Below are 26,567 nucleotides of genomic sequence, written 5' to 3'. Positions count from 1 at the left end.
CTTATTCCTTATCTGCAGAAGCGGCAGCAGATTCAATGTCCAGCTCCTGACCAGCCGCAAGACTGACATAAGCTTTTTTCACATCACTGCGCTTACCGATGGTACGGCCAAAACGTTTATTTTTGCCTTTAATGATTGTGGTGGCTACTGAGTCCACTTTCACATTAAATAATAGTTCCACGGCTGCCTTGATTTCAGGCTTAGTGGCATTTGGCAATACTTTAAACGTCATCTGGTTGCGTTTTTCAGCCAGCATGTTGCTTTTTTCAGAAACAACAGGAGCCAAGAGCACTTGCATTAAACGTTGTTGATTCATACCCATTGCTCCTCAAGTTGTGCAACTGCTGCTTTGGTAAGCACTACTTTCTTAAAGCGTAACAGATTGTACGGATCAGTTTGCTGTGCTTCCAGAACCAGTACATTTGGCAGGTTACGGCTGGACAGATAAACGTTTTCATCCAACTGTTTGGTGATGAACAGTACTTGTTCCATACCCAGATTTTTCACCTGTTCGGCAAAGGCTTTGGTTTTAGGTGTAGCAGCAGATAATTCGTCAATTACAAACAGGCGTTCATCACGTACCAGCTGAGACAGAATAGCTGCCATACCCGCACGGTACATCTTGCGATTTACTTTCTGGGTAAAGTTTTCATCTGGTTTATTTGGGAACGCACGACCACCACTGCGCCACAGCGGAGAAGAAGTCATACCAGAACGGGCACGGCCAGTTCCTTTCTGACGCCATGGTTTTTTAGTGGAATGTTTTACTTCAGCACGAGTCAGCTGTGAACGATTACCAGAGCGAGCATTAGCCAAAAAGGCCGTTACAAGCTGGTGAACCAGATCTTCATTGTATTCACGTGCAAACAATGCGTCAGAAGCAGCAACCGCACCTGCAACCTGACCTTGAGCATCAATTAATTTCAGTTCCATTACGCACCTACCTTCACGCTCGGACGCACGACAACGTTGCTGTTAACCGCACCGGGCACCGCACCTTTCACCAGCAGCAGCTGACGTTCGGTATCTACGCGTACGATTTCGAGATTCTGAATGGTGGATTTAACGTTACCGTACTGACCAGCCATACGTTTACCCGGGAATACGCGACCCGGATCCTGCGCCATACCAGTTGAACCAGGTACGCGATGAGAACGGGAGTTACCGTGAGAAGCACGCTGAGAACCAAAATTGTGACGTTTGATGGTGCCAGAAAAGCCTTTACCTTTGCTGGTACCAGTGACATCAATCAACTGTCCTGCTGCAAATATGCTGACATTAATTTCAGCACCTGCAGACAATTCAGCCAGTTTTTCAGCAGAAACAGCAAATTCAACCAAACCGCGTCCGGCTTCAACACCAGCTTTGGCAAAGTGACCTGCCTGTGCCTTGCTTACGCGATTGGCTTTTTTCTGACCAAAAGTCACCTGTACGGCAGTGTAGCCGTCGGTAGCTTCGGATTTGAGTTGAGTGACGCGGTTAGCAGACATATCCAGTACGGTTACTGGAACGGATGCGCCGTTCTCATCGAACACGCGCGTCATGCCTACTTTGCGCCCAACCAGACCTAAAGTCATAGTTATTTCCTTTTATAAAGGGACCAATTACGATTGATTGGCCTCGCACAAATAAAGAATCTTGCCGACGTAAAATCGGCAAGATTGTGATAATATCATGTTTATTCTGCTTGAATCAATTTTTTATGTAACTAAAGCACGGATTTTTAGGTAAAAACAACGATTACGCCTTACTGATAAAGTCTAGATTGGGTTTTGACGTTTTATCGTCATGAAATATCAATCGTTTAGCTACATTTTTTGTTTGTTAGCAGATGTCATTTGCTTAATTCATCTGTGATATTTTGCAGAAAACGCAACCGCTCTGGTTTTAGCTTACCTTCAGCTAATGCTTGCTTGAGAGCGCAGCCCGGTTCCTGACGGTGAGTGCAGTTATGAAATCGGCATTGTCCGATATAAGTACGCATATCAGGAAAGTAATGCAGCAAATCGCCTGTATGTAAATAATGCAGCCCAAATGCCTGCAAGCCGGGGGAATCGATTAACTGACTCTCAGTATTGAGATCATATAACTGAGCATGAGTTGTGGTATGACGTCCGGAATCCAGCGCAGATGAAATTGTACCCACCCGAGCCTGCTCTTTACCCAGAAGGGCATTGGTTAAAGTAGATTTACCCATACCGGACTGTCCTAGCAGGATAGCACATTCACCCTGTAAATGTTCACGCAATAGAGTTATATCATTCAGAGCGCTGATATTGATTACCTTATAGCCGAAACTCTGATAATAAGATAGTTTTACCAACCATTCAGCATTCTGAGGTAAGTCAGCCTTATTTAAGATAATCAGTGGCGTTATGTCCGCCGCTTCAGCAGCCAGCAATGCCCGCTGCAACAGCAATTCACTTGGTGTAGGTACCGCCGCCAGCACTATTAGCATCAGAGTAACATTGGCTGCTATAAGCTTAGTGCGTGTTGCATCCTGACGGTATAGCAGGCTGCGACGGGGTAAATAATCTTCAATCACGGCTTGTTGTTGGTTGATATGCCCGATATGCACAATATCACCGCAAGCAAAATCTATTCTTTTTTTTCGGGTAGTAGCCTCGTACATTTTTCCGGCGGCAGTACGCACCTGAAAACGCCGACCGAAACTGGTAACAATTTGCGCCGTTAATAACTTATCCGTCTGCTGCACCATTCCAAATGTCCTAATGTGCCTTTATTGCTGTCTGAAGTGCCGCAATACGTTCTCGTGCACCAGGATGAGAATCATAAAAGCGAGAATACCAGATATCTGAGACGAGACTGGCAGCATTGCTACGGTAGAGTTTGGTTAGCGCCTGAATTAAATCCTCAGCATGGGCATATTTAGCTGCAAACCGGTCGGCTTCAAATTCATTTTTACGAGACAAAACACTTGCCAGTGGTGAAAATGGGAAAGTAAACAGTGGTAGCACCAGCATAAACAATAATAAAGCCATGGCATGACTGGGTTCATGCACACCCAGCCCCAGATAAAAACCCGCCTGGGGCAATAGCCAACCTAAAACCGCAAATACAATTAAGGCAAGTATAAAAGTAACAATTATTTGCTTGAATACATGCTTGTGAGCAAAATGTCCTAATTCGTGCGCCAGCACGGCTTCAACTTCGTTTACTTGCATATCTTTTAGAAGGGTATCAAAAAATACAATGCGCTTGTGCTTCCCAAGACCTGTAAAGTATGCATTACCATGTCCGCTACGTTTGGATCCATCCATGACAAAAATTCCATCACTGTGAAAGCCTGTACGTTGTAGCAGATTTTCGATACGAGCACGCATGACATCATCTTGTAATGGTTCAAATTTATTAAATAATGGAGCAATCCATTTAGGAAATGCCCACATCAATAACAAAGAAAAACTTACCCAAACCAGCCAAACTACAAGCCACCATGCACCTCCGAACCAGTTTTCTGCAATCAGAATCTGCATGATTAATAATATGATGTATAGCAAAGGTAAGCCAACAATAATAGCTAGCAAACATCCTTTAAATTGATCAGCAATAAACGTAGCTGGTGTCATTTTGTTAAAACCGAATTTAGCTTCAAGGCAAAAGCTGCGATACCATGCTAATGGCCAGCCCAATACCATATTCACCAGTGCAAACAAACCAATTAACAAAATTCCTTGTACTATATCGTGGTGTGTCCACTTTTGACTTATACGTGCCAACAAATCTAACCCGCCGCCAAGTGTAAACACCAATAGCAACAATGCCTGAAACAGTATTTCGTAACGAGCCAGACGTTGTTTGGCTAAAGTGTAATCTGCTGCTTTCTGATGCTCATCCAGTGATACGTTGGCTAAGAATGCAGCAGGTACGCGGCTTCGATGCGCTAATACAGCTTTACTCTGACGTACAGACAGATACAACTGACCACAGGTTGTAGATACGAAAAATAAAAGAAATAGTAGATAGACTGTTTGGGCAGAAAGATAAAACGCCATAAAAACACACTATAGCTTAAAAATAATGATTGTAGCGGAGTTTGTACGTTATGGGTGGATAAAAGCGGCAATCCGAAAATCCCTTTTTTTAAATAGAAATTTACCACGCTTTTAGCCTGTTTAATAAATTTTCATGCCTGTATTTATTAGTTTCTAAACCAGAATAAATTTTCAAATTATCTTTTAATTTACCGTAAAAAAATAAGCTATCAGCCATTAGAGAAAGCAGCTAAAATGATGTTTTGTTATCAATCAAGATTAAGATATGCAAAACGATAAAAATCTTGTCTGGCTGGATATGGAAATGACTGGCTTAAATCCGGATACTGACCGGATTATTGAAGTCGCCATGATCATAACCGATAGTGATCTTAATATTTTAGCTCAGTCTGAAGTACTAGTTATTCATCAGCCAGATAGTATTATTAATCATATGGACAAATGGAATACGTCTACCCACACACGTACAGGTTTGATAGATAAAGTAAGGGCTTCTACCTTGACTGAAGCGGAAGCGGAAGAAAAATTGTTAGCCTTTATCAGTGAGTGGGTACCCGAAAAAGCTTCACCAATGTGCGGTAATTCGATTCATCAGGACCGTCGCTTTATGGTGCGATATATGCCGAAACTGGAAGCTTACTTTCACTATCGCAATTTGGATGTATCTACATTAAAAGAATTGGCTAAACGTTGGAACCCGCCTGTTGCAAAAGGTATAAGCAAAAAAGGCGCTCATCAGGCTCTGGATGATATTAAGGAAAGTATTGAAGAAATGGCTTATTATCGCAAACATTTCTTAACAGTATCTGCCTGATTTTGTATACTCCGCCTTTATTCTTTGCTGAAAAATTTTCCGGTTATGATGAATCCATCTTGTCCTATTAATCAGACAGCCATCTGGGCACAGCTACATCAACATCAGCGCAGTACCCGTTTTTTGCACATGCGTGATCTATTTCGGCAACAGCCGGATCGTTTTGAACAAATGCATGAGCAATTAAATGGCCTATTACTGGATTACAGCAAAAACCGCATTACTGAAGATACTCTGACATTATTAATAGAGCTGGCCAATATTGCCGATGTACGAGGCTGGACAGATAAAATGCGGCGCGGCGAAAAAATCAATGTCAGTGAAAACCGCGCAGTGTTGCACACAGCGCTCCGGCTTCCCCCTCAGGCTGAAGTCTATGTCGATGATCACAATATCGTTCCCGATATTCATCATGAACTTGAACGTGCCTATAGCTTTGCCGAAGCGGTTCGTTGTGGAGAATACACAGGAGCTCAGGGAAACCGTATTACGGATATTATCAACATCGGTATTGGTGGTTCTCATTTAGGGCCGGAAATGGTTACATTGGCATTACGACCGTTTCAGCAATCTGGATTGAATATTCATTATGTAGCCAATGTTGATGGCGCCAATTTGATGCAGGTATTAGAAAAAGTAAACCCTGCTACAACAATTTTTATTATTGCCAGCAAATCCTTTACTACACCAGAAACCTTACTGAACGCACAGACTGCACGAAGCTGGTTTATACAGCATGGCTTGCGTGAAACTGATATCGGCCGCCATTTCATTGCTATTACCAGTGCAATTGATAAAGCACAGGCTTTTGGCATAAAACCTGAGCACATATACGCTATGTTTGAGTGGGTGGGCGGTCGCTACTCTGTCTGGTCAACAATTGGTCTGTCGGTTATCTTTGCCATTGGTAAAGATAACTTTCAAAATTTCCTCGCTGGCGGTCGGGCAATGGATGAACATTTCTTTCATGCGCCATTAAGACACAACATTCCCGTTTTACTTGGTTTGATTGGCCTGTGGTATCACACATTTTATACCACCACCAGCCATGCAATTATCCCGTATGACCACGGATTGCGCCGTCTCGCAGCACATTTACAACAACTGGATATGGAAAGTAATGGCAAACAGGTAAGCCGTTATGGAGAGCGACTGGATTTTGATACGGGGCCAATCATCTGGGGTGAAGAGGGCGTAAACTGCCAGCATGCTTTTTTTCAGCTCCTTCATCAAGGGCCACGTCTGATATCCTCTGACTTTATCATTCCGATTAATAGTTTCTACCGTGTGAGTACGCAACACAAGGTACTTGTAGCCAATGCGTTTGCTCAGACTGAGGCCTTAATGCATGGCAAAACACTGGCTGAAGCCTATGCAGAACTCATGACTTTAGACAATAAACGTCGTGATATCATGGCACCACAGAAAGTATTTCCTGGTAATCAACCATCTAATACCTTGCTGCTAGATGAAATCAATCCTTTTAATCTGGGGATGTTGCTAGCAATGTATGAACATAAAGTCTTCGTTCAGGGCGTGGTATGGGGGATAAACTCTTTCGACCAATGGGGAGTAGAGTACGGCAAAGTTCTGGCGAAACACATAGAACCCGAATTGAGCAACACAGATACGCTTAACCATGATGCATCTACCAATGGCCTCATAGACTACTTTAGAAAACATCACCATGAGACAAACCCTGCATGATATCACCACGAAACTAGAAGAACTTGGACACACTGTAACCTGTGCAGAATCTTGTACCGGTGGCCTACTGGCAGCTGAGTTGACTCATCTTCCAGGAAGTTCCGGCTGGTTTAATATGGGCTATGTAACTTACAGCAATCAAGCAAAGCAGCACTTACTCAATGTTAATGAAGTTACTTTACGACATTATGGTGCTGTAAGTGAAGAATGTGTACGTGAAATGGCTCTAGGAGCACTGATTGACGCCAAAGCTGATTATGCCCTTTCTATTTCCGGTATTGCCGGACCAACTGGCGGCAGTACTGAAAAACCTGTTGGCACGGTCTGGTTTGGTTTAGCTACCAAACAACGCATTTGGGCCAAACAACACCTTTTCAAGGGAGATCGTGACGTCATTCGAGCACAGGCTGTGGAATATGCACTGCGGTTTTTGCGTCATTATTTATACCGCTAAGAAAATAAATCTGTCTAAAAAATAAGAAGCTGGCCGTAAACAATACCGGCCAGCTTGTTTTATTTTCTGCACAAACAAATTAATTATTCAATACGTTCACCATGAATGCTGACATCCATGCCTTCACGCTCAGCATCATGATCGATACGCAAACCACGGCACACCAGTGCTGCTATTTTAAGAATCAGATATGTCATTATTACACTATAAACAACGGTAATTGCAACGTCTTTAACTTGTGCCAGCAGTTGACTGCCAACAGTGGATTCACCTCCGAAAATAGCATTACTGAATAGCATACCGGTTAAGATCGAACCCACTATTCCGCCAAAACCATGAATACCGAAAGCATCAAGCGAATCATCATAGCCAAATCTGCGTTTTAAAAATACAGCAGCAAAATATGCTGCTACCGCCGTTAGAATGCCAATTACCAGTGCAGCCTGAGGACCGACAAAGCCAGCAGCCGGTGTAATCCCAACCAGTCCAGATACGGCTCCGGAAGCCATCCCTAAAGCAGAGGGTTTATGTCCGGCCAATTTTTCACAAAGCATCCATGTCAATGCAGCTGAAGCCGCCGCTACCTGAGTGACCGCCATAGCCATGCCCGCTGAAGCATCCGCCGCACCTGCAGAACCAGCATTAAAACCAAACCAGCCCACCCATAACATCGCAGCACCAGTTAATGTTAACACCATATTATGAGGAGCCATAACATCTTTGCCATAACCGAGACGTTTACCAATTACCAATGCCGCTACCAGACCAGCAATACCGGCATTAATATGAACGACAGTACCTCCCGCAAAATCAAGAACTGGCGTATGTGAGTCAGCCATAAAGCCACCACCCCATACCCAGTGACAAACCGGAGCGTAAACTAAAGTTACCCACAATCCAGAAAAAACCAATAATGCAGAGAATTTAAGACGTTCAGCAAAAGCACCGGTAACAATCGCAGTAGAAATAATCGCAAACGTCATTTGGAAAAACATAAATACGGACTCGGGAACAGTACCACTACCATTTATAATGGTAGTCATTTCTCTGGTTTTATCCAATCCCATGCCAACAAGCATAAATCTGTCTAGCCCGCCAATGAAAGCATTTCCTGGAGTAAAAGCCAGTGAGTATCCTACTATCATCCACAAAACACTGACCAATGCTGCCACAACAAAACTGTGCATCATGGTACCTAACACATTTTTTTTGCGCACCATACCGCCATAAAACAATGCAAGTCCTGGTACGGTCATCAGCAAAACAAGTACGGCGGATGTCATCACCCATGCAGTATTACCAGCATTTATTTCCGATAGTGGCCGCCACCAGCCGGACAAATCGCCTGCTAGCAGCGGCAATGGCATCAGCAAGACTGCAGCTAACAAACATTTATTTATTTGATTCATTTTATTTTCCTTATTAAATAATACGTCTGCATTTACACCGCCGCAGCACCTGATTCTCCGGTACGGATACGCACTACCTCATCGACAGGCGAAACAAAAACTTTACCGTCACCCACCTTACCTGTTCTGGCACAAGTGACAATCACTTCAATAGCACGCTCAACCAGTTCTTCCGTCAGAACAATTTCCATTTTGATTTTGGGTAAAAAATCCACTTCATATTCTGCTCCGCGATAAATTTCAGTATGTCCTTTTTGCCGGCCAAAACCTTTTACTTCACTTACCGTCATTCCTTGTACTCCTATCTCAGCCAATGCTTCACGAACATCATCCAATTTAAATGGTTTAATCATTGCAGTGATTTTTTTCATATAACACCCCATCATCGAATTTCACTATTTATCATCAATCAGGCAGAACCATAATTTATTCGAACCAGTATATTTATCTCAGTAGCGTAGTTTACAGTTATCTACAGTGACTAATCACACCATACATTTTTCTTTTAAATTTGCAAAGATGTATCAAAATTACTGAGGTATCAAATGCCGTGTTCTGTTGATTTGATCTCTATCTTTTGATGAAGCAATCCCCATATAAGGCATGAAACTAAACAATTACAATCAAAAATATAATTATTTAAGCACAACTATCAAAAATATTAATTCAAAACAACAAATGATTGGCGGCTCCCTTTTTGGGAAAATTTCTTTACCTCAATCAGTCTTTTTTCCTAAAGCCAAACCTCAATGTTATAAAACTACATATACCCTTTGAAATTTATAACTATTCTTAGAACAGCCCCACTCAAGTGACATGCATCAGACAGATACAATCAGGTATAATTGCACCCTAATAGCAAAATAAATACATATACGTCATTGAAACGTTTGTTTCTGTTAAGAGGCCAGCATGCTAATTTGCAATCCATACGAAATCGTTATTCAAGGCATGACAAATAATGGTAAACGCTTTCGCCCGAGTGACTGGGCTGAACGTTTATGCGGGGTATTGTCTTCTTTCGATCAAGGGCACAGGCTGTCTTATCACCAATGGGTTCGTCCTATTCTGGTTGATAATATCCGCTGCGTAGCAGTCGATCGCAAGTTAGAACAGATTAGCGCCACAGCCTTTAATTTTATGATGGATTTTGCGCGCGATAACGATCTGCGCATTCTGGATTGCAAAGCTTTATTAGAAGAACAGGAACACAGACAAATCAGCCTGACAGATGCTGTTGCACAGGAAAATATCGTAGCGAAACAAACCAAACAAATCGACTCTTCAACCTCTGTCGAAACAATTTCTCAGATTCCAGTCAGTCAATTACGAGAACTGAAACCAGCCGAAATAAGCTCTGCCTTTGCTGCATTACATATGTTACATCCTGATATTCGGGATATCACACAGTTTCAGGAATTGGTAACTATTCAGCAAGCAGAAGGTTATAGATTGCTGGGAATATTTGAAGAAGGTAAACAAAATGCAGTAACTGTTTGCGGATTTCGTATCGTCACCAACTTCACAGCCGGACGACATTTACATATAGATGATTTGGCCAGCTATCACTTACCGGTTCAGGATCATCAGATCAGCCAAATTTTAGATGCATTGAAAGCCATCGGACTCAAAGAACAATGTAAGTGTATTCATGCAGATTCCAGTGTTTCATCTGATAACACTAATATGCATCACCTATACCTGAAACATGGTTTTATATTAACATGCCATAAATTCAGTTTTACGATTGAATAATAATTAGTAAAATAGCTCAATCAATCATTGTCTCATTAAAAAAAACCGGATTGAATAAATTCTTCAATCCGGTTTTTTTATTCAACTTCATCATTCTGCTTCGGCCAAATAACCACGTAATTTCTGCATTGCTTTAGCTTCAATCTGACGAATACGTTCGGCAGAAACACCATATTCACCAGCCAGATCATGTAAGGTTAATCCGCCATCATCCGCAAGCCAGCGACTTTCCACAATATGACGGCTGCGTTCATCTAATTTGGCCAGAGCTGTTTGCAGACCATCAGTCTGTAACGCGTAATGAGCTTGCTGAGCCAGTACCTGTGTTGGTTCGTTAGAGCTATCTGTTAACCAGTCTATCGGCGCAAAATTGTCTTCATCATCATTTTCAGCCAGTAAAGACATATCCTTACCAGTCATGCGCTGTTCCATTTCCAGCACTTCTGACAATTTTACTCCAAGATCATCTGCAATGGACTGGGCTTCTTTATTACTTAAAGCGGCCATTGATTTACGCATGCTACGTAAATTAAAAAACAGTTTACGCTGCGGTTTGGTGGTAGCTACACGTACTAAGCGCCAGTTACGTAAAATAAATTCATGAATTTCTGCTTTGATCCAATGTACCGCAAACGAAAATAATCGTACGCCCCGGCTAGGCTGAAAACGTTTTACGGCTTTCATCAAACCAATATTGCCTTCCTGAATCAAATCAGCCTGATTCAGGCCATAACCATCATATCCACGTGCAATAGAAACCACTACACGCAAGTGTGACAGAATCAATTTTTTTGCAGCCTCTAAATCTCCTTCGGTCTGGCGTACCGCTAAATCCTGTTCTTCCTCGGGAGAAAGCATAGGAATATTATTTACGGTATGAATGTATTGCTCCAAACTACCATGCCCAGTCGGCACGGGTAATGCAAAAGCTGTATTCATGCCTATCCTTTCTGTTCGTGTTAGGTTATTGCTATTAATGTAACTGCAACACATTGTTTGTTACCTAAAAATCAATCAATAACCCAACTAATAATTTATCATTGTAATTAAAATAAGAATGTACTTCAATCACTATTTATGAATTGTTCATCATTGGTAAAATAATGTATTTTATCAATTTCGATTGTATATTTTAATGATTATACACATCAGGATAATTTATTCAACAACGATAACGACTAAAAACATAGATTATTAATAATAAAATCAAGCTAATAATAGCTAAGGGCCAGCTGCTACCCAGCCACATATAGGGTGTAATGCCCTTGTAGCCGTAAATTTTACCTTCCAGCACACCTGCTGTATCCGGTTTCAGATGTGCGACAATCTGACCTTTGGGATTGATAATGGCTGTCATACCGGTATTAGTGGCTCGAACCATATAACGCCCTGTTTCCAATGCCCTAGCCTGAGATTGCTGCATATGCTGTTCCATAGCATGGGAGTGTCCATACCAAGCCATATTACTTACATTGGCCAGCATACTGGCCTGACTGGCCGAATTAATGATTTCATCACCAAAACCATCTTCATAACATATATTAAAGGCTACACGCTGATTAGCCAGCTTTAAAGGTGCTTGAACAGCACCACCGCGAGAAAATCCGGCTAGCGGCATATCCATCCAGCGATACAACCCGCCCAGTAGAAAAGGTAATGGAATATATTCTCCAAATGGCACTAGGTGATTTTTCGCATAGTAAGGTAATCCACTGACGGATAGTGGGGCTGTAAAATTTACTACCGAATTCAGATAACCTGATCCATCGGCGGTATACTGAGGAATACCAACTGCTAAAGCAGAGCCATTGTTTCGCGCTAGCTGGGTAAATACAGCTAGCTGCTTTGGTGACATATCCTGCCGCATTACTGGAATGGCTGTTTCGGGCAGAATAACAATATTGGCGTGCGTACTGTTTATGAGGTCAAGATAACGCCTAAGTGTTGGCTGTAAAGATCGTTCATCCCATTTAAAAGATTGGGGAATATTACCCTGTGCTAAAGCCACTGATGCATGCGTACCGTCAGGCTGAGTGAACTGACAATGCAATAAAATTGCACCGAGTAGCCACACGCTCAATAAGCTGATACCACACCCTGTTTTAGTCTTAATTGATTTAGCCAGTAACAACTCTGCTAACCATGAACCAGTGGCAACAGTAAACACGGTAACCAGAAAAATTCCGCCTAAAGGTGCAAGACCAGCTAAAGGTGAATCAGCTATCTGGCTATAACCCCATATACCCCAGCCGAAACCGGTCAGTGCCCGTTCCCGTACGAATTCTGCCAACGCCCATAGCAACGGTAAAACTAGTGCATGACGAACGCTACGAGAAATTCTGAATTTTCCGAGTAGCCAGAATACTAGAGCAGGATAAACAGCTAGATAGGCAGGCAGCAGCAAAGTTAATGGCCAGGCCATTATCTGCGGTAAACCAGCTACATCATGCAATGCAATATCTATCCAGTAGAATAAAACAGTATAGGCTGTGAATGCCCAAAGATACGCTGAACGAACACGCCATTGTGGCCGTACTGATTGTAAAATCAGCAATATGGCCAATAAAACAGGTAAGAGCCAGAAATGATAATAGGGGGCATAAGCAAAAGGCACCAGAGCAGCAGATAAGAATAGAAGTGGCCAGTACAGCCAAGGTTTGGCTAAAACAGCACCATATTTGAATTCATAAATAGGCTGTGCCGACTTATCCTTTTGTTTGGTCACTTCTATCTTCTCCAGCGTTTTAACCGGTTTAGTAGATACAGATTTTTATAATCACTACTGACTTTAAGCTCGTATTGTAGCTATAAGCAATAAAGAATAAATATCCGCTTACTATAATCTGTTATGGTGCGTATCAACGCAATCAGACTGGATTTATTATTCCTTCCAATCTTGAAATATATGCAATACAGATAAAGTTTAATATAGTTTAAGCTTTAACCTTATCTGGTTTATGAATGAGTACTATTTTTTACCGTTACCATTAAAGTCTGTAGACGCCTTGCATCGGCACGGGCGACAGTAAAATTTAATTTTCCAATAGTAATTTTTTCGCCACGTACCGGCATATGGCCCAACTCTTGAATCACCAAACCTCCTATGGTATCAACTTCGTCATCTGAATAATCGGTACCAAAAAATTCGTTGATGTCTTCTATTTCGGTTACTGCATTGACGCGAAAACGTTCAGCTGAAACTGCGAAGATATTGTCGGCACTATCATCTTCATCAAATTCATCCTCAATATCACCTATGATTGGTTCAATCACATCTTCAAACGTCACCAATCCAGAAGTGCCACCATATTCATCGACGACAATGGCCATATGATTCCGTTGTTCACGAAATTCCTTGAGTAATGTATTCAGGGATTTTCCCTCTGGCACAAAGACAGCCGGTCGTATTACCTGTTCTAACTGAAAATGTTCGCTTCTGCCCCAGTACTTAAGCAAGTCCTTAGCATGTAGGATACCCAAAATCTGATCTTTATCTTCTCCGATTACGGGGAAACGTGAATGAGTGGTGTCAATAATATAGGCAATTATTTTATCCAGCGGATCTTCAATTTTGATTACATCCATCTGGCTACGCGTTATCATTGCATCACGCACTTCCAGATCAGCAAAATCCAGCACATTTTCCAGACATTGTAATGTATCAGCATCAAAAACCTGCCGTTCATGTGCTTCCCGTAACGTTTGTAAAACTTCAGCTTCAGTCTCTGGAGCCTCTCCAGAGATACGATTTACCAGTCGCTCAAAAAAACCGGGTTTCGACGAACTTTCGTCCATAATCAATATTCATCCTGTGCATATGGATTTGCATATCCTAACTGATGCAGGATACGGATTTCAAGCGCTTCCATAATTTCTGCTTCTTCATCTTCAATATGATCATAACCCATCAGATGCAAGACTCCGTGGACTGTCAGATGAGCATAATGCGCTATCAGTGGCTTTTGTTGTTCAGCAGCTTCTTTCTCAATCACCTGCGGGCAAAAAATAAGATCCCCATTCAGCTCTCCTTTGTCCGGCATAAATATATTTTCGCCCTCATTTAGTGCAAAGCTTAATATATTAGTCGCATAATCTTTATGCCGATAATCATGATTAAACTGGCGTGCTTCTGTTTCATTGCATAAAAGAATAGCAATATTGGCACGTTTAAAACTATTTTTGCAGGTTTGCCATATCCACTGACGCCATTGGCTGAGTGTAGGAATATTTTGTGCATCACTGTGATTATCAAAATGTAAACTGAATACAGCATTTAAATGCTGTAAAAAAAGGCTTTTTTTGGCAACTTTCATTTAATCATTTTTGTATCCTAATACAGATATTTTAGCAATTTCGGCTGGGAAATGCATTACTCTGCAATTTTGATTAGACTGTGAACTGAATCTTTATCAATGAATTCAAGATAGGCTTGCATGTTTTTAAGATAAGAAGATTTCAAAACAAGTTGCCAGTGATATCAAAAAAATTGTTGTCAACTCAGGCTTAGTCTATAAACAATTACAGAAGTAATATCACGTGGTATGTTTTTAATATTGCTGAAAAGAAATCATTTTTTTAGTCTAAATGCAATCTGAGACAACTTTGAATCACTATTATGAATTCATAAACAATATATCCATCTGGATTCAGTGATAAACGCTAAAGTGAAATAATAAATCCATAAGTAGATTCTGCTTTGAGATAGGAAACATGAATCTACTTATGGTTAAAGATATCTAGCAAATTGATTATGCCAGAAGAGGATATGAAGTTATAAATGGGTTACTTCAGACATGAACTTATTTAAAGTATGGCTATAATAGGCTACCGCCCTGTTTAAGCTTTATAAACAGGGCTGTATGCTGAATTTTCTGTTATCGTAAAATATCCACAATGCTGCGGGCAGCACGACGGGCATCCAACAAAATCAAACCTAATTTGGCACCTTCATTAGCTGTCACAGCCAGTACATTGGTATCACCTGCTTGAATCAGCAGAATATAACCATGTTTACCCTTTACCATAACTTGCTCCAGTTCATCACACTGTAATTCACGTGATGTGCGGTTACCCAGAGCAAGCAAAGCTGCCGCCATTGCACCAACGCGATCCGGATCAACACCATTTGGTAACAAGGTTGCTACCGGCAGACCATCGGAGGAAATTACAGCAGATGCGGTAATGTCAGCCGAGGAGCTGTTTAAATCGCTTAATACCGAAACCAGTAATTGTTCTTGCATCTTGATGTCTTTCTATTGATGTTATTCATTTACCACATGAATGTCTTCACCAGCCAATACATACAGGCCACGTACCATAGTGACGAAAGCCTCACTGTTGAGTAATGGCAATCCGGCAGTGACCAAAATATTTTTGGTATTCCCTATATATAAAGGGAAGAATGTTAATTCACTCTGACCGGCAGGATCACATATCCCGATAGCATTGTTGTATATATTGAGGTTATTTTTAATCAGCAGGCTGTGTTTTTCAGTCAGCCGTGTTGCCTCGCTGGCCAGATTGGCCACTTCTTCGGCAGTCTCATGATTAAAACCGACATTAGCAAAATAAAAACCATCCTGATCAACCAGCAATGCCTTATGGCTGTCTGACAATTGACCCAGAATATCTTCGAATCCATCTGATGTTACCTTCACCAGCTGTGAGCTTGGTTTGGCTTCACCATATAAAAATTCCAGACGTTGCAAGCGATATAATAAATTCAATGCAGTATGAACATCATCTGTCTCAGCCCATTGCTTTAAACGCTCTTCAGTTAATTTGGCGTTTATGTCTGCCTGCAGAATGTTAGCCAGTAACATACGGCTTGCACTGTGACTAGGGCTAGACACTGCATAAAATGCACCAGCCGGCATCACTTTTGGATATAAATCATGATGTAACTGTAATGTAGAATCCATACTGACTATCCTTCCAATCCCGGATCAATGGAATACAGCATAGCAGTAACCAGTTGTTTCACGTCATCTTCATTGCGTGCATCAACTTCAAACACAGGTACATTTAGATTGTGTTGTGCCAGATACTGCTGATAAACATCCACACCTGGCTGTGGATTTAAATCCATTTTGGTCACACCCACAACAACTGGTGCATCTTCCAGCAAATCGTGAAAAGAAGTCAGGAAGAATTTCAAATCTTTCAATGGATTCTGGCGAGTATTATCCAGTAACAGAATTAAACCCATACTGCCCTTACTCAGAATACTCCACATGAAATCGAAGCGTTCCTGACCTGGGGTACCATATAGATGAACTTTGGTATTATCGTCCAATCGAATAACACCATAGTCCATGGCGACAGTAGTATAGCCTTTTCTGTCCTGAGTCATGTCCGACGCACTGGCATCTGTCTGTACCGGAGGATCATCCGATAATGCAGCGATAGCAGTTGTTTTTCCCACCCCAACCGGGCCGGTAAAGATAATTTTATTTTCAACCATGATTACTCCCTGCTTAGGTATTAATTGCCACGCAAGCGACCCATCAAACGTGCCAGTAAACCTTTCGGCTTGTCGTCATCGCTTTCATTATACTCTGACGTTGGTGCACCACCATCTGGTTTGGAAACCTTCTGTGGTGCTTTCCGGGTCAGAACCATTTCTTTTTCCTGTTGCGCAGCAGAATGAGTCAGCGGCTGCTCAATAATCAGGGAACCAATTGAATAAGTAGCAGCTATGTAGTTCAGGACATCTTCCAGAGATACGGGCAACAACTTGTATAAAGTGTTGAGTGCTACGGGCGTACGTACCAGAAAAGCGGATAGACGCATAGCTTCAGGTAAAAACGCCAGACGAGTCATATTCGGCCAAGCTTTCAGCTTGATGATTGTATCTGGTGTAATCGGATCGATTAGGCGGCCGCGAGCTGTCCAAATTGATAGCTGCCATATACAGGACTGTAAGGTAAGTTTAGCTTTGTCATGCAACTGTGCGGTAGGTGCGGAAGCTGGGACAGTTTTAGTCTGCCATTCTGCATCAGTCTGCATACACAATTGTTGTAAAGCATCATTATCAACAGCCAGTAATACTTTTTCAACACTTGGAAACACAATCAACACAGGTTTGTTTTCAAACAGAATTGCAGTATCTTCTGATTGCTGTGCCAGCTTTTGCACCATGCCCAGCAATGTTCCTTTTGTGTGAAAACGTACTACTGATACGGCTTGCTGAGTATGTTCAGACGTGTTGTGCTGCTCTAGTCTCTCGGCAGTTACGGTTTCCTCGCTGGCCGTTTCCTTGTGTGCAGCAGCTTTATCAGCCAGCCAAACACCATTGCCCTGCTGTAAATTACGCAGATGTTGAAACAGGGTATCGAATCTGATGGGTTTCATCAGATAAGGAGCAGTAAATGACGGCGCATTACGTCCAAAAAATACGACTACAGCTTCGGGATATTTCTTTTTGGTCTGTTGCCATACTTCTTCACCATCGGCTGTGTCACCATCTACCAGAACCAACTCGGGTTTGAGGTTATCTTCAGGCTGTATCAGCTGATAGTTAACGCTATTGTACATTTTGAATGCCATGCGCAACATGGCTGTCTGGCGATCATCCACATTGACGAGCAAAACATAGGCAGTTTTTACTTTAGGTATTGAATTGTTCATCATTGATTTTGCACACCACCGTGGTTAATACGTTTCAATAATTGACTCATAGCCAGTACAACTTCCTCAGGCGGGGTCTGAATTTCAGCACGGATAACCTGTAACATTTTTTCCAGACGTGTCCATTCTTCTGCACGTTCGTATAAGTCAAATAAAGTAATGTAGAGCTGGGACTCCTGTGGATAAAGCAGAACTGATTTTTCCAGTAAATCCATGGCTTCATCAAATTGACCGAATGTAAGCAATGATTCCACATCACGCAATACGCGTTCGGCCGGTGTTTCAGCCACATCATTATCTGAAGAAGCCTTATCAACCAGTGATAAACGCTTAGCCTTCAGTGCACTGCTATTCATGGGTAGATAACCCTGCGTTACCCCAATATCACGCAGTACGGTTTCACTAGGTCTGGTTTCTAACTGCTCAAACATCGGATGTTGTCCAAGGCTATAGCCCCATCCAAGCATACGCTCTTTTACGACATTACCATATTGACCAAGCGTATAATATAAACGCCATAAATGCTGAGCGAATACATTAATATTATTGTGGCGGTAATCCAGCACCAGAGCATCAATAATCAAACCCGCCGGTTTTTTGGATGTTTTGATGGCTTTATTCAGACAGCGGATAGCAGCATCGTAGGGCAACTGCTCTTTCAACAGTCCGTAGCTGTTTTCCGGTTTAGAGAAGCTTAGCAGTACGTCACGCTCATCCCCTCTAATTTTAAAATTACCAACATTGCCTTCGACTAACAATTCATGCGGCTGTTCGTCGGTGTTTGACCCATTATTGGCTGATTCAACCGCCGGCTGTATATCTTCAGGTTTTTTATCCTGATTGATTCCGACTTCTTTTTCAGTTTCCTTGACATCCCACTGCAGCAAGTCTTCGGCCAGAACACGCAAACCCAGATGATTTTCATCCAGGGCAAGCCCCTGACGAATCAGATTTTCTAGCTCAGTCCGATTTAAACACTTGCGGTACAGATCAATGACTTCGGCAAGTTTGTCGGTATTTTTGGCTTCCAGACACAGTCCAGCCAGCTCGTTGACCAATGTATTGGCCATTGCTGGGCTTAACTGGTCGGCATTCTGTTCCAGATAGGCAGAGAGTGAGTCTGCTGCTTTCTGGAAATAGCCAAACTGTTTGTAAACTTTATATTCAGTCAGGTGATCCACAGTGGCAACAGATACTGTGGCTTTATCCGGCCTAGTTGGCTGCCAGTCCCAATCGTCGCCATCAAGTGCTTCTGCTGTTTCTTGTGCTGCGGGTGCCGTCTGAACATCTACAGTTTTACTTCCAGTTTTTTTCTTACTTTTGGAAGCAGACTGCTTTTTACGAGCAGTATCTTTACTTTTAGCATGGTCGCCCGCTTTCTGACGCTTTTTCAGAATAAGCAATGCAACCAGCAATATGACTAAAAGGGTAATTGGTAAATATAATTCCATAATTTACATCCCTTTTACGATTATCTGCCAGAAGCATGAGCGCATGGTTAAATGCATGTTTTTCATTTACGGTAACGCTTCACATACAATTGTCAATACTGTAACTATTTTACCTTAGCTTGCATTTGTTCGCCAGATTTTTATTTGACCTGGGGCAGCATTCCGTTAGGTAACAGTTGCCATACATAACCAGGGTATTTCATTTTACCAGCTAATGCGCCGGCTTCATCGCCATAACCCCAGAAATAATCCACTCTCACAGCTCCGTTGATGGCACTACCGGTATCCTGTGCCATCAAGAGCCGGTTTAAGCCGAAACCATTAGCTGGATGAGTGGTAGCGACGAACAATGGGGCACCGAGGTTGACAAAATGACTGTCTACTGCGGCGGAATAGCCCTTAGTCAATGGAACACCTAATGCACCGGTAGGTCCGCTAGCCGGCTCTGCTGTAGCTCGGAAAAAAACGTAGCTCGGATTCTGACCCAGCACTTCGGCCAGTTGCTGTGGATGCCGCTGTAACCATGCTTTGATACCTTGCATTGAAGTTTGCGCAAGTGGCAAATATCCCTTGCCGGCCATATATTTACCAATGGAAACGTATGGGTAGTCATTTTTGTCGGCATAGCTGAGACGCAGCATCTGTCCATCTAGTGTTTTTAATTGTCCGGAACCCTGTACATGCAGAAAGAATAATTCTACTGGATCATTAGCGTAACCCAGAATGGGGGCTTTGCCATTGAGGGCTCCGGCATTAATCTGTGCCCGAGTGTAATAAGGTACCAGCTGGCTGCCGCTGATTCGACCTTTTAATGCCCGTGTTTTCTCATTGAGGGGAAAAGCAGCCAGATTGGCAGTGTAATTACCGGTGGGTGTGATGACTCCGCTGTTGGGTCCAGTGAGGCGAATGCGCACTATCCCCTGACGCTGGCCGCTTGTAAGCGGTACGACAATAAAGTCATTGGGGATGCCGTAAATTGGAAACCGTGCCTGAGCTGTTTGTTTAGTATCGCCCTGTAGCATGGGTTCGTAATAACCAGTAACTGTGCCGGCGAGTTGTCCATTCTGACTGACCTGCCATGGCGTGAAATAGCTTTCAAAAAAAGCTTTTGCTTGATGATTGTGTCTGCCTGTTCGGGCAGCTTGCTGACATACCGGCTGCCATGCAGGCTGCATTTGCAGTTTGCCGCAGCTGGTTTTGAATGCTTCTAGGCTGTCTGCAAATGATTGGTCTGACCATTGGGGCAAATCGTGATAATTAACGACGCGATAGCTGACACCAGCTTTCCCCGGTGTGAAGACGTAACTGGGTGGCAATGGCTTGCCGGGTGCAATAGCTGGACCACTGATACCGGACAAAATTTTATCTGTCGGTTTGTGTGTGATGCCACAGGCAGCAAGACATAAAACGCTAAACCATAATAGCCAATGACGTATTGAGCTCAATTTTATTGATGGTTTCATTTGGACATGTTCTTGTGTAATGAATGGTACAGATTCTTACCGTATTTTTATTATTATGACAGTCCTTAGCCCTTTTAAACAAGGGTAGACAAGTGGTGGTAGCTGTTGTGAATATGTGCTAGAGCATCAATTCAGGCTGAACACTCTGTTACAATAGCTTTTTTAGCCAAATCAAATATCTTGCCTACACCATGAGTAAACCTTCCCTGACACCGATGATGACGCAATATATGGCCATTAAGGCCGACCATCAGGACAAGCTGTTGTTTTACCGGATGGGCGATTTCTATGAGCTGTTTCTTGATGATGCAGTGCAAGCAGCTCGTTTACTGGATATTACGCTAACTACCCGCGGGCAGATCAACGGCGAGCCGGTGAAGATGGCTGGGGTGCCTTATCATGCAGTGGAACAATATTTGGCCAGACTGGTAAAGCTGGGTAAAAGTGTGGCGATTTGTGAGCAGACGGGTGAGGTGGGCGCAGGTAAAGGGCCGGTGGAGCGGAAAGTTGTGCGCATCGTAACGCCTGGGACGCTGACTGATTCAGCTTTGCTGGAGGATAAGGAAACCAATCGTATGGTGGCGGTTTCTTTATTAAAAAAACAGCTTGGTGTGGCCTGGCTGTCCCTGCAAAGCGGGGAATTCCGCTGCAAAATAATTGCACCAGAAGCTTTGCCAAATGAGCTGGCACGTCTGCAGGCAGCGGAAATCTTGATATCTGACCAGACACTGGAAAAGCTCAATCTTGATGAACAAAACCGAAAATTGACTCGTTTACACGCGTGGCAATTTGCTGCTGATACTGGAGCACGCCTGATTCAACGTTATTTCGGCAGTCAGGATTTACGCGCTTTTGGTCTACAGATCGGTGACCATGATGCCGCTATTGGTGCGGCAGGAGCGTTATTGAATTATGTTCAGCAGACCCAGATGCAGCTGCCAAAACATCTGGACAGTCTTACGCTGGAGCAGGAAACCACTTATATTGGTATGGATGCGGCTACGCGGCGCAATCTGGAAATAACTCAGACGTTAAATGGACATAAAGCGCCTACTTTGTTTTCGGTATTGGATACATGCGCGACACATATGGGCAGCAGACTGCTCGCACAATGGTTGCATCAGCCATTGCGCAGACGCGGACAGATTGTGGCTCGTCAACAGGCCGTGGCAGCACTCTCTTCTCAGCGTGAGCAAATAGTAGCCATGCTGAATCAGGTGGCGGACATTGAGCGAATTGCAGCTCGTATTGCTATTGGGAGTGCACGGCCACGTGATTTATCAGCTTTGCGTGATAGTCTGGCAATATTGTCGGCATTTAGTTTGCAGGAGTCTGACCAGAGCTCGCTGGTACAGACGCTGCTGGAACAGTTTCCGCCTGCTGCACCGATTGCGCGCCAGCTAAGCAAAGCCATTATGGCCGAACCAGCTGTATGGTTACGTGATGGTGGTGTGATCAATGATGGTTTTGATGCTGAGCTAGATGAGTTGCGCCGTTTACAGAATCATGGCGATGAATTTTTGCAGCAATTGGAAAGCCGTGAACGTGAACGTACGGGATTATCCAGTTTGAAAGTGGAATTTAACCGTGTGCATGGTTTTTATATTGAACTGAGCAAGCTACAGTCAGAACAGGCACCTGCAGATTATCAGCGTCGCCAGACTTTAAAAAATGCAGAACGTTATGTGACGCCGGAGTTGAAGGCTTTTGAAGAAAAGGTATTGAGTGCGCAACAGAATGCACTGGCACGGGAAAAACAGCTATATGATGCTTTGTTGCTGCAATTGCAGGCAGAACTACCAGTATTGCAACGCTGTGCCCGTGCTGCGGCCAGTCTGGATGTGCTGGCTACGTTGGCAAAATATGCGGATGAAGAACATTACTGCTTCCCTGAATTCGTAAATTATCCTTGTTTACAGATTAGTCAGGGACGTCATCCGGTAGTGGCTGCTCAGGTCAGTCAGTTTACTGCTAATGATACCCAGCTGGATGATAAGCGGCGTCTGATGTTGCTTACTGGACCAAACATGGGTGGTAAATCTACGTATATGCGGCAAGTGGCTTTGATTGTCCTGCTGGCGCATATTGGAGCCCCAGTACCGGCAGCCAGCTGCACTCTGGGTGAATTTGACCAGATTTTTACCCGTATTGGTGCTTCGGATGATCTGGCCGGTAATCGTTCTACTTTTATGGTAGAAATGTCAGAAACGGCCTATATATTGCATCATGCAACTGAGCGTTCTTTGGTGCTGATGGATGAGGTAGGACGTGGTACATCTACTTTTGATGGTTTGGCGCTGGCACAGGCTATTGCTGAACATCTACTGCAAAAAAATCGTAGCTATACACTTTTTGCCACGCATTATTTTGAATTGACCCGTCTACCGGAACAGTATGCGCATGCTTTTAACATGCATCTGTCAGCACTGGAACAGGGACAAGATATTGTGTTTTTACACCATATTGAACCAGGGCCGGCCAGTAAAAGCTATGGTATTGCGGTAGCCAAATTGGCGGGACTACCGGTACGTGCGCTGAATGCGGCTTACCGGCACTTGCAGACACTGGAACAGCATGCGTCTCGTGACCAGGCGCAATTAGATATGTTTCAGACGCAGACAACTGAACAAGAGTCAGATGAAGTAACCCAGAGATACACCGGTAAGGATAATACGGCTGTTGTGATGCCAGCCGATTTATCAGTGCTGCTTAATGCTCTTAATCCGGATGAGTTGACCCCAAAAGCGGCTCTTACCGCTATTTATGACCTTGTACATTGCTGGAAAAATCATCTATCAAATCATACGACATCATAAAATATGTATGAAAAATAGGTTTAGTTGTTGACTTTGTTTTGTTAATGCGTATAATGACTTTCTTACCAGACGCGGGGTGGAGCAGCATGGTAGCTCGTCGGGCTCATAACCCGAAGGTCGTAGGTTCGAATCCTGCCCCCGCAACCAGATTTTAAATGCCCTGTTTTTAACAGGGCATTTTATTTTGGTGTTTAATCGATACGAGCTATGCGTAAGATCTTTTATTCGGTTATGCCAGCACTTTTCATTCTCACCTAGACAGCTCTTTGCTCTTATTCAGGATTTTTTTGTTGGTGAACATTATCTAAGCGCTAAACTAGTAAGTTTGAGTTTATGTTTGCTCCATTCTGGATTAACTTTCTTGATTTCTAGTTATTTGTATTTGTTTATCAAGAAGTATCTGCAATTTATTTAATTCTAAATTTCTTAAAATATATATTCTTAATGGTTATTACCTCTGGCTGTAAATCTTGTAATTTATTAATTTATACATATATTTAATTGCTAAGCAGATTATTTATAAAAATAATTATATTAAAATATCATTTTTATGCTGGTTACCCCACTGACACATTAAATCTAAAACGGGAACCAGAGATTTTCCCCGTTCTAATAATCCATATTCTACTTTAGGCGGTATTTGTGGATATTCTTTTCGGAATATCAGTTTGTCTTGCTCCATTTCTTTTAATGTGTTGCTTAAGGTTTTATAAGATATGCTGTTGATGCGGCGTTTAAGTTCGTTAAAACGCATCACTGGCTGGTTTTCATTAAGCCAGTAAAGAATGAGTATTTTGTATTTTCCCCTGATAATAGAAAGAGTGTAGTTAAAACCACTATTTTCGAGCTCTTCTTCACTGCAATGGTGTTCTGACATCTTTTCACTTCCCTTTTGGTTAGTATCTATCTTTATTTACCGTACTTTGAATCAGTTTTTGGGTGAATTATTATATTTCGTTAATTATTAAGCTTTGGATTGTCTGTTATGAAAGAAACGCTGGTGGTTGTCGCTCATCCTGATTTAGCTTCTTCTAAAGTAAATCAATGCTGGATTAATGAACTATCTGTTTATGCTGATCAGGTAACGATACATGATTTATATGCATCTTACTTGAGTAATGTGATAAATGCTGTTTCAGAACAAATTTTGATTGAAAATCACCGAAATCTGATTTTACAGTTTCCTCTTTACTGGTTTAATTGCCCACCGTTGTTAAAATTATGGTTAGATGAGGTTTTAACATATGGTTGGGCTTTTGGGCGCAACGGGCTTAAGTTGAAGAATAAAAAAGTTGGCTTGGCGGTTTCTGCCGGTATCAGAAAAAGTGATTATGCTCCTGAAGGTCGCTTTCATGTTTCATTGGAAGATATTTTAAAGCCATTCGAATTAACTATGAATTATGTGCAGGCTAATTATCAATCTGTATTTGCTGTATATGGCGCTAATAATGAACCTGAAGCTGGTTATGGCATAACTCAGGAAGAAATTGATAATAGTGCCAGAGACTATATACACTGGATGAAAACATGTGAAATGCTGAAGTAGCTCTGATGAAGAACTAATCTTCTAGGAATGTGTGTGTATGAATTTTAAATAAGATTTTAATTTGTTTATTTGATATCTGGATAAACCCACAGTTTATGTTCATGTACTTCGGCTAGGAAAACTTCATCTAGTTTCTGTCCTAGACGGTCTAGTTCTTTTTCTAGCCATTCTTCATTATGACCCAAAGATTCAAGACTGGGATAATTGATAACGCCGTTTTCAATCACAACAACTGCCATTGCTGGGTCACCTTTTTTTACTACGGTCATTTGGCCATTGTATTCAAACCAGACATCACTGAGCATTTCCAGACTGGTATAACCACGCTGATGAAGCAGCATAATGAAATCTCGGATGGATAGTTTGGCCTGACGGAAATTCTGTGATAGTAAGATGCCGTTTTTCATCAGTCGGATTGATGTGCCGTCGACAAAATCCTTGGCGATACTGCGTTTAAATGTGGCATAACGAACCAGTAATAACAGGCCAGCCCAGAAAATAGAGGCGCTCATGAGTAAGGTGATGCTGATGGAGGGATTGTATAGGGGGCCGCCGATTATTGCACCCAATACGACGTTACCTACTTGATCAATAGCTGAAATCGGGGCAAGTGCACCTTTGCCGGATAAATTGATGTACACCAGCAGGATGCAGAAAGCGACCAGCATTTTGTAGATGATGTTGATGTAGATGGGATTCAAGGTGGCTTCCTTTGTCTGTGCGGTGGCTTTAGTCCAACATGATTTGCATTTTTGGTTTTTGCAATCATGGTTTTATCGATACCATGATGTGTTTACTGTAGCTGTTATATTTGCGGCAGACTATGGTTGACACCTGTTTTTTATGGCTTATTTACATTAATTTCCTTAAATGTTCTTTTTTGAATACATAATTTTTCTGTGTTGGTTTAAACACAAGTATTTTTATGTCTTTTTTGTGCTGAGCTGTCTCTGTGATTTGAATATATTTTTATTTCTTCGTTATATTATATTTTCGTCAAATTGTAAGCCACCATCACAGATAGAATCCCAGTTTGCTTTGGATTGAGTGTAAATATGTATTTTTTGCCGGGGGTAAATTGCTGTATTTAGTGTGCCAGCACGCAAACGATAAATATTTGGCATACTGTCTCGTGAAGTATAGAGGTTTGATCCACATTCAGAACAGAAAAAACGGTTTACGCCATTAACTGAAAATTTTTTTAGCTTATCCCGACCTGATAGGATTGTGAAAGCATCGCTATTTATTTGAACCGCTGAATTAAATGCGGAACCACTCCATTTGCGACAGCGTTGACAGTGGCAGAAGACCATTTTTTCAATTTGGTCGCTCATGGCAACCTGGTATTGGATTGCAGTACATAAACAGCTTCCTGTCAGCATATATTTCTCCAGTACTTTTCCTGTAAATTGCTATCTTCTGGTGCATTGGCACTGGCATAATATTATCAGATTGACGCTAAACATTTCTTTATTGACTAGATTTTTTGTGTGAGAGGGTTTATCCG

Annotated in this window: 26 protein-coding genes and 1 tRNA gene; 7 read left to right on the top strand and 20 right to left on the bottom strand. The window is 42.3% G+C overall.

Going from position 1 to position 26,567, the window contains the following annotated elements:
• Position 1: 1 nt before the first annotated feature.
• The 5 genes from rplW to ACQP6D_RS07540 all read right to left on the bottom strand — a co-directional run bounded on the left by rplW (position 2) and on the right by ACQP6D_RS07540 (position 4,016).
• A complete protein-coding gene (gene rplW, locus ACQP6D_RS07560) occupies positions 2-316 on the bottom strand; it encodes a 50S ribosomal protein L23 (protein ID WP_180295814.1) in 315 nt (104 codons plus the stop codon).
• A complete protein-coding gene (rplD, locus tag ACQP6D_RS07555) occupies positions 313-933 on the bottom strand; it encodes a 50S ribosomal protein L4 (protein ID WP_025331819.1) in 621 nt (206 codons plus the stop codon). Before rplD ends, rplW begins: the two co-directional genes overlap by 4 nt.
• On the bottom strand, positions 933-1,577 hold the full coding sequence (rplC, locus tag ACQP6D_RS07550) for a 50S ribosomal protein L3 (protein ID WP_427857839.1): 645 nt from the start codon (positions 1,575-1,577) through the stop codon (positions 933-935). The genes rplD and rplC overlap by 1 nt, the downstream gene beginning before the upstream one ends.
• 257 nt (positions 1,578-1,834) lie before the next feature.
• Entirely contained in the window at positions 1,835-2,719 is an 885-nt protein-coding gene (gene rsgA, locus ACQP6D_RS07545; protein WP_427857838.1) for a ribosome small subunit-dependent GTPase A, read from the bottom strand.
• 10 nt (positions 2,720-2,729) lie between these two features.
• Entirely contained in the window at positions 2,730-4,016 is a 1,287-nt protein-coding gene (locus ACQP6D_RS07540; RefSeq protein WP_427857837.1) for a M48 family metallopeptidase, read from the bottom strand.
• Positions 4,017-4,281: 265 nt separating this feature from the next.
• Between ACQP6D_RS07540 and orn the strand changes: the two genes are divergently transcribed.
• Genes orn through ACQP6D_RS07525 form a run of 3 tightly spaced genes read left to right on the top strand, consistent with a single transcriptional unit; the run spans position 4,282 to position 6,991 of the window.
• Positions 4,282-4,830: an oligoribonuclease gene (orn, locus tag ACQP6D_RS07535; RefSeq protein WP_100141117.1), complete on the top strand. Its 549-nt coding sequence runs from the start codon at positions 4,282-4,284 to the stop codon at positions 4,828-4,830.
• Positions 4,831-4,878: 48 nt separating this feature from the next.
• A complete protein-coding gene (gene pgi, locus ACQP6D_RS07530; RefSeq protein WP_427857893.1) occupies positions 4,879-6,537 on the top strand; it encodes a glucose-6-phosphate isomerase in 1,659 nt (552 codons plus the stop codon).
• On the top strand, positions 6,518-6,991 hold the full coding sequence (locus ACQP6D_RS07525) for a CinA family protein (protein WP_367442328.1): 474 nt from the start codon (positions 6,518-6,520) through the stop codon (positions 6,989-6,991). The genes pgi and ACQP6D_RS07525 overlap by 20 nt, the downstream gene beginning before the upstream one ends.
• An 83-nt stretch (positions 6,992-7,074) precedes the next feature.
• On the opposite strand, the gene ACQP6D_RS07520 is transcribed toward ACQP6D_RS07525, so the two are convergent.
• Positions 7,075-8,391: an ammonium transporter gene (locus ACQP6D_RS07520; RefSeq protein WP_427857892.1), complete on the bottom strand. Its 1,317-nt coding sequence runs from the start codon at positions 8,389-8,391 to the stop codon at positions 7,075-7,077.
• Positions 8,392-8,432: 41 nt separating this feature from the next.
• Entirely contained in the window at positions 8,433-8,771 is a 339-nt protein-coding gene (locus ACQP6D_RS07515; protein ID WP_100141115.1) for a P-II family nitrogen regulator, read from the bottom strand.
• A gap of 541 nt (positions 8,772-9,312) precedes the next feature.
• On the opposite strand from ACQP6D_RS07515, the gene ACQP6D_RS07510 reads away from it, so the two are divergent.
• Positions 9,313-10,155, top strand: a complete 843-nt coding sequence (locus ACQP6D_RS07510) for a GNAT family N-acetyltransferase (protein ID WP_427857836.1) — start codon at positions 9,313-9,315, stop codon at positions 10,153-10,155.
• A gap of 90 nt (positions 10,156-10,245) precedes the next feature.
• On the opposite strand, the gene rpoH is transcribed toward ACQP6D_RS07510, so the two are convergent.
• From rpoH to mltA, 10 genes are all read right to left on the bottom strand, one after another.
• Positions 10,246-11,094: an RNA polymerase sigma factor RpoH gene (gene rpoH / locus ACQP6D_RS07505; RefSeq protein ID WP_100141113.1), complete on the bottom strand. Its 849-nt coding sequence runs from the start codon at positions 11,092-11,094 to the stop codon at positions 10,246-10,248.
• Between the two features lie 223 nt (positions 11,095-11,317).
• A complete protein-coding gene (lnt, locus tag ACQP6D_RS07500; RefSeq protein ID WP_427857891.1) occupies positions 11,318-12,847 on the bottom strand; it encodes an apolipoprotein N-acyltransferase in 1,530 nt (509 codons plus the stop codon).
• Between the two features lie 263 nt (positions 12,848-13,110).
• Positions 13,111-13,950 carry an HlyC/CorC family transporter gene (locus tag ACQP6D_RS07495; protein WP_267390884.1) on the bottom strand — a complete coding sequence of 280 codons (840 nt, stop codon included), beginning with the start codon at positions 13,948-13,950 and terminating at the stop codon, positions 13,111-13,113.
• Between the two features lie 2 nt (positions 13,951-13,952).
• Positions 13,953-14,468 carry an rRNA maturation RNase YbeY gene (gene ybeY, locus ACQP6D_RS07490; protein WP_100141111.1) on the bottom strand — a complete coding sequence of 172 codons (516 nt, stop codon included), beginning with the start codon at positions 14,466-14,468 and terminating at the stop codon, positions 13,953-13,955.
• A gap of 561 nt (positions 14,469-15,029) precedes the next feature.
• Positions 15,030-15,395, bottom strand: a complete 366-nt coding sequence (locus ACQP6D_RS07485) for a roadblock/LC7 domain-containing protein (RefSeq protein WP_100091176.1) — start codon at positions 15,393-15,395, stop codon at positions 15,030-15,032.
• Positions 15,396-15,416: 21 nt separating this feature from the next.
• Positions 15,417-16,076: a peptidase M23 gene (locus ACQP6D_RS07480; protein WP_100141110.1), complete on the bottom strand. Its 660-nt coding sequence runs from the start codon at positions 16,074-16,076 to the stop codon at positions 15,417-15,419.
• Positions 16,077-16,081: 5 nt separating this feature from the next.
• Positions 16,082-16,618, bottom strand: a complete 537-nt coding sequence (locus tag ACQP6D_RS07475; RefSeq protein ID WP_100141109.1) for a GTP-binding protein — start codon at positions 16,616-16,618, stop codon at positions 16,082-16,084.
• A gap of 20 nt (positions 16,619-16,638) precedes the next feature.
• On the bottom strand, positions 16,639-17,787 hold the full coding sequence (locus tag ACQP6D_RS07470) for a hypothetical protein (protein ID WP_427857835.1): 1,149 nt from the start codon (positions 17,785-17,787) through the stop codon (positions 16,639-16,641).
• A complete protein-coding gene (locus ACQP6D_RS07465) occupies positions 17,784-19,235 on the bottom strand; it encodes a hypothetical protein (protein ID WP_427857834.1) in 1,452 nt (483 codons plus the stop codon). Before ACQP6D_RS07465 ends, ACQP6D_RS07470 begins: the two co-directional genes overlap by 4 nt.
• A 140-nt stretch (positions 19,236-19,375) precedes the next feature.
• On the bottom strand, positions 19,376-20,698 hold the full coding sequence (gene mltA, locus ACQP6D_RS07460; protein WP_427857833.1) for a murein transglycosylase A: 1,323 nt from the start codon (positions 20,696-20,698) through the stop codon (positions 19,376-19,378).
• Between the two features lie 191 nt (positions 20,699-20,889).
• On the opposite strand from mltA, the gene mutS reads away from it, so the two are divergent.
• Positions 20,890-23,514, top strand: coding sequence for a DNA mismatch repair protein MutS (gene mutS, locus ACQP6D_RS07455; RefSeq protein WP_427857832.1), 2,625 nt, complete (start codon positions 20,890-20,892; stop codon positions 23,512-23,514).
• Positions 23,515-23,584: 70 nt separating this feature from the next.
• A tRNA-Met gene (locus ACQP6D_RS07450) sits at positions 23,585-23,661 on the top strand.
• Positions 23,662-24,043: 382 nt separating this feature from the next.
• Here the strand turns inward: ACQP6D_RS07450 and ACQP6D_RS07445 are convergent.
• The gene (locus ACQP6D_RS07445; protein ID WP_267390891.1) at positions 24,044-24,391 is read right to left on the bottom strand and encodes a winged helix-turn-helix transcriptional regulator; all 348 of its coding nucleotides are present in this window, start codon (positions 24,389-24,391) and stop codon (positions 24,044-24,046) included.
• Positions 24,392-24,499: 108 nt separating this feature from the next.
• On the opposite strand from ACQP6D_RS07445, the gene ACQP6D_RS07440 reads away from it, so the two are divergent.
• Positions 24,500-25,060 (top strand): NAD(P)H-dependent oxidoreductase, encoded by a 561-nt coding sequence (locus ACQP6D_RS07440; RefSeq protein WP_267390893.1) that lies wholly within the window; start codon positions 24,500-24,502, stop codon positions 25,058-25,060.
• Positions 25,061-25,125: 65 nt separating this feature from the next.
• Here the strand turns inward: ACQP6D_RS07440 and ACQP6D_RS07435 are convergent, their stop codons facing one another.
• Both ACQP6D_RS07435 and ACQP6D_RS07430 read right to left on the bottom strand, forming a co-directional pair.
• Positions 25,126-25,761 carry a DUF421 domain-containing protein gene (locus ACQP6D_RS07435; protein WP_427857831.1) on the bottom strand — a complete coding sequence of 212 codons (636 nt, stop codon included), beginning with the start codon at positions 25,759-25,761 and terminating at the stop codon, positions 25,126-25,128.
• Between the two features lie 279 nt (positions 25,762-26,040).
• Positions 26,041-26,442, bottom strand: a complete 402-nt coding sequence (locus ACQP6D_RS07430) for a GFA family protein (protein ID WP_427857830.1) — start codon at positions 26,440-26,442, stop codon at positions 26,041-26,043.
• Positions 26,443-26,567 lie beyond the last annotated feature (125 nt).

The organism is Snodgrassella sp. CS2, assembly GCF_050310315.1.
Taxonomy (GTDB): Bacteria; Pseudomonadota; Gammaproteobacteria; order Burkholderiales; family Neisseriaceae; genus Snodgrassella; species Snodgrassella alvi_E.
Note: the sequence above shows the minus strand (reverse complement) of the source record. Positions and strands in the feature narration are given on the sequence as shown.

What these genes read in the sequence shown, in the direction of transcription:
- ACQP6D_RS07525 (WP_367442328.1), top strand. Translation starts at nt 6,518, where the DNA reads ATGAGACAAACCCTGCATGATATCACCACGAAACTAGAAGAACTTGGA.
- rsgA (WP_427857838.1), bottom strand. Translation starts at nt 2,719, where the DNA reads ATGGTGCAGCAGACGGATAAGTTATTAACGGCGCAAATTGTTACCAGT.
- ACQP6D_RS07515 (WP_100141115.1), bottom strand. Translation starts at nt 8,771, where the DNA reads ATGAAAAAAATCACTGCAATGATTAAACCATTTAAATTGGATGATGTT.
- ACQP6D_RS07540 (WP_427857837.1), bottom strand. Translation starts at nt 4,016, where the DNA reads ATGGCGTTTTATCTTTCTGCCCAAACAGTCTATCTACTATTTCTTTTA.
- rpoH (WP_100141113.1), bottom strand. Translation starts at nt 11,094, where the DNA reads ATGAATACAGCTTTTGCATTACCCGTGCCGACTGGGCATGGTAGTTTG.
- pgi (WP_427857893.1), top strand. Translation starts at nt 4,879, where the DNA reads ATGAATCCATCTTGTCCTATTAATCAGACAGCCATCTGGGCACAGCTA.
- orn (WP_100141117.1), top strand. Translation starts at nt 4,282, where the DNA reads ATGCAAAACGATAAAAATCTTGTCTGGCTGGATATGGAAATGACTGGC.
- ACQP6D_RS07495 (WP_267390884.1), bottom strand. Translation starts at nt 13,950, where the DNA reads ATGGACGAAAGTTCGTCGAAACCCGGTTTTTTTGAGCGACTGGTAAAT.
- ACQP6D_RS07470 (WP_427857835.1), bottom strand. Translation starts at nt 17,787, where the DNA reads ATGATGAACAATTCAATACCTAAAGTAAAAACTGCCTATGTTTTGCTC.
- ACQP6D_RS07510 (WP_427857836.1), top strand. Translation starts at nt 9,313, where the DNA reads ATGCTAATTTGCAATCCATACGAAATCGTTATTCAAGGCATGACAAAT.
- ACQP6D_RS07440 (WP_267390893.1), top strand. Translation starts at nt 24,500, where the DNA reads ATGAAAGAAACGCTGGTGGTTGTCGCTCATCCTGATTTAGCTTCTTCT.
- rplW (WP_180295814.1), bottom strand. Translation starts at nt 316, where the DNA reads ATGAATCAACAACGTTTAATGCAAGTGCTCTTGGCTCCTGTTGTTTCT.
- mutS (WP_427857832.1), top strand. Translation starts at nt 20,890, where the DNA reads ATGAGTAAACCTTCCCTGACACCGATGATGACGCAATATATGGCCATT.
- ybeY (WP_100141111.1), bottom strand. Translation starts at nt 14,468, where the DNA reads ATGAAAGTTGCCAAAAAAAGCCTTTTTTTACAGCATTTAAATGCTGTA.
- ACQP6D_RS07485 (WP_100091176.1), bottom strand. Translation starts at nt 15,395, where the DNA reads ATGCAAGAACAATTACTGGTTTCGGTATTAAGCGATTTAAACAGCTCC.
- ACQP6D_RS07465 (WP_427857834.1), bottom strand. Translation starts at nt 19,235, where the DNA reads ATGGAATTATATTTACCAATTACCCTTTTAGTCATATTGCTGGTTGCA.
- ACQP6D_RS07480 (WP_100141110.1), bottom strand. Translation starts at nt 16,076, where the DNA reads ATGGATTCTACATTACAGTTACATCATGATTTATATCCAAAAGTGATG.
- mltA (WP_427857833.1), bottom strand. Translation starts at nt 20,698, where the DNA reads ATGAAACCATCAATAAAATTGAGCTCAATACGTCATTGGCTATTATGG.
- ACQP6D_RS07475 (WP_100141109.1), bottom strand. Translation starts at nt 16,618, where the DNA reads ATGGTTGAAAATAAAATTATCTTTACCGGCCCGGTTGGGGTGGGAAAA.
- ACQP6D_RS07445 (WP_267390891.1), bottom strand. Translation starts at nt 24,391, where the DNA reads ATGTCAGAACACCATTGCAGTGAAGAAGAGCTCGAAAATAGTGGTTTT.
- ACQP6D_RS07430 (WP_427857830.1), bottom strand. Translation starts at nt 26,442, where the DNA reads ATGCTGACAGGAAGCTGTTTATGTACTGCAATCCAATACCAGGTTGCC.
- rplD (WP_025331819.1), bottom strand. Translation starts at nt 933, where the DNA reads ATGGAACTGAAATTAATTGATGCTCAAGGTCAGGTTGCAGGTGCGGTT.
- rplC (WP_427857839.1), bottom strand. Translation starts at nt 1,577, where the DNA reads ATGACTTTAGGTCTGGTTGGGCGCAAAGTAGGCATGACGCGCGTGTTC.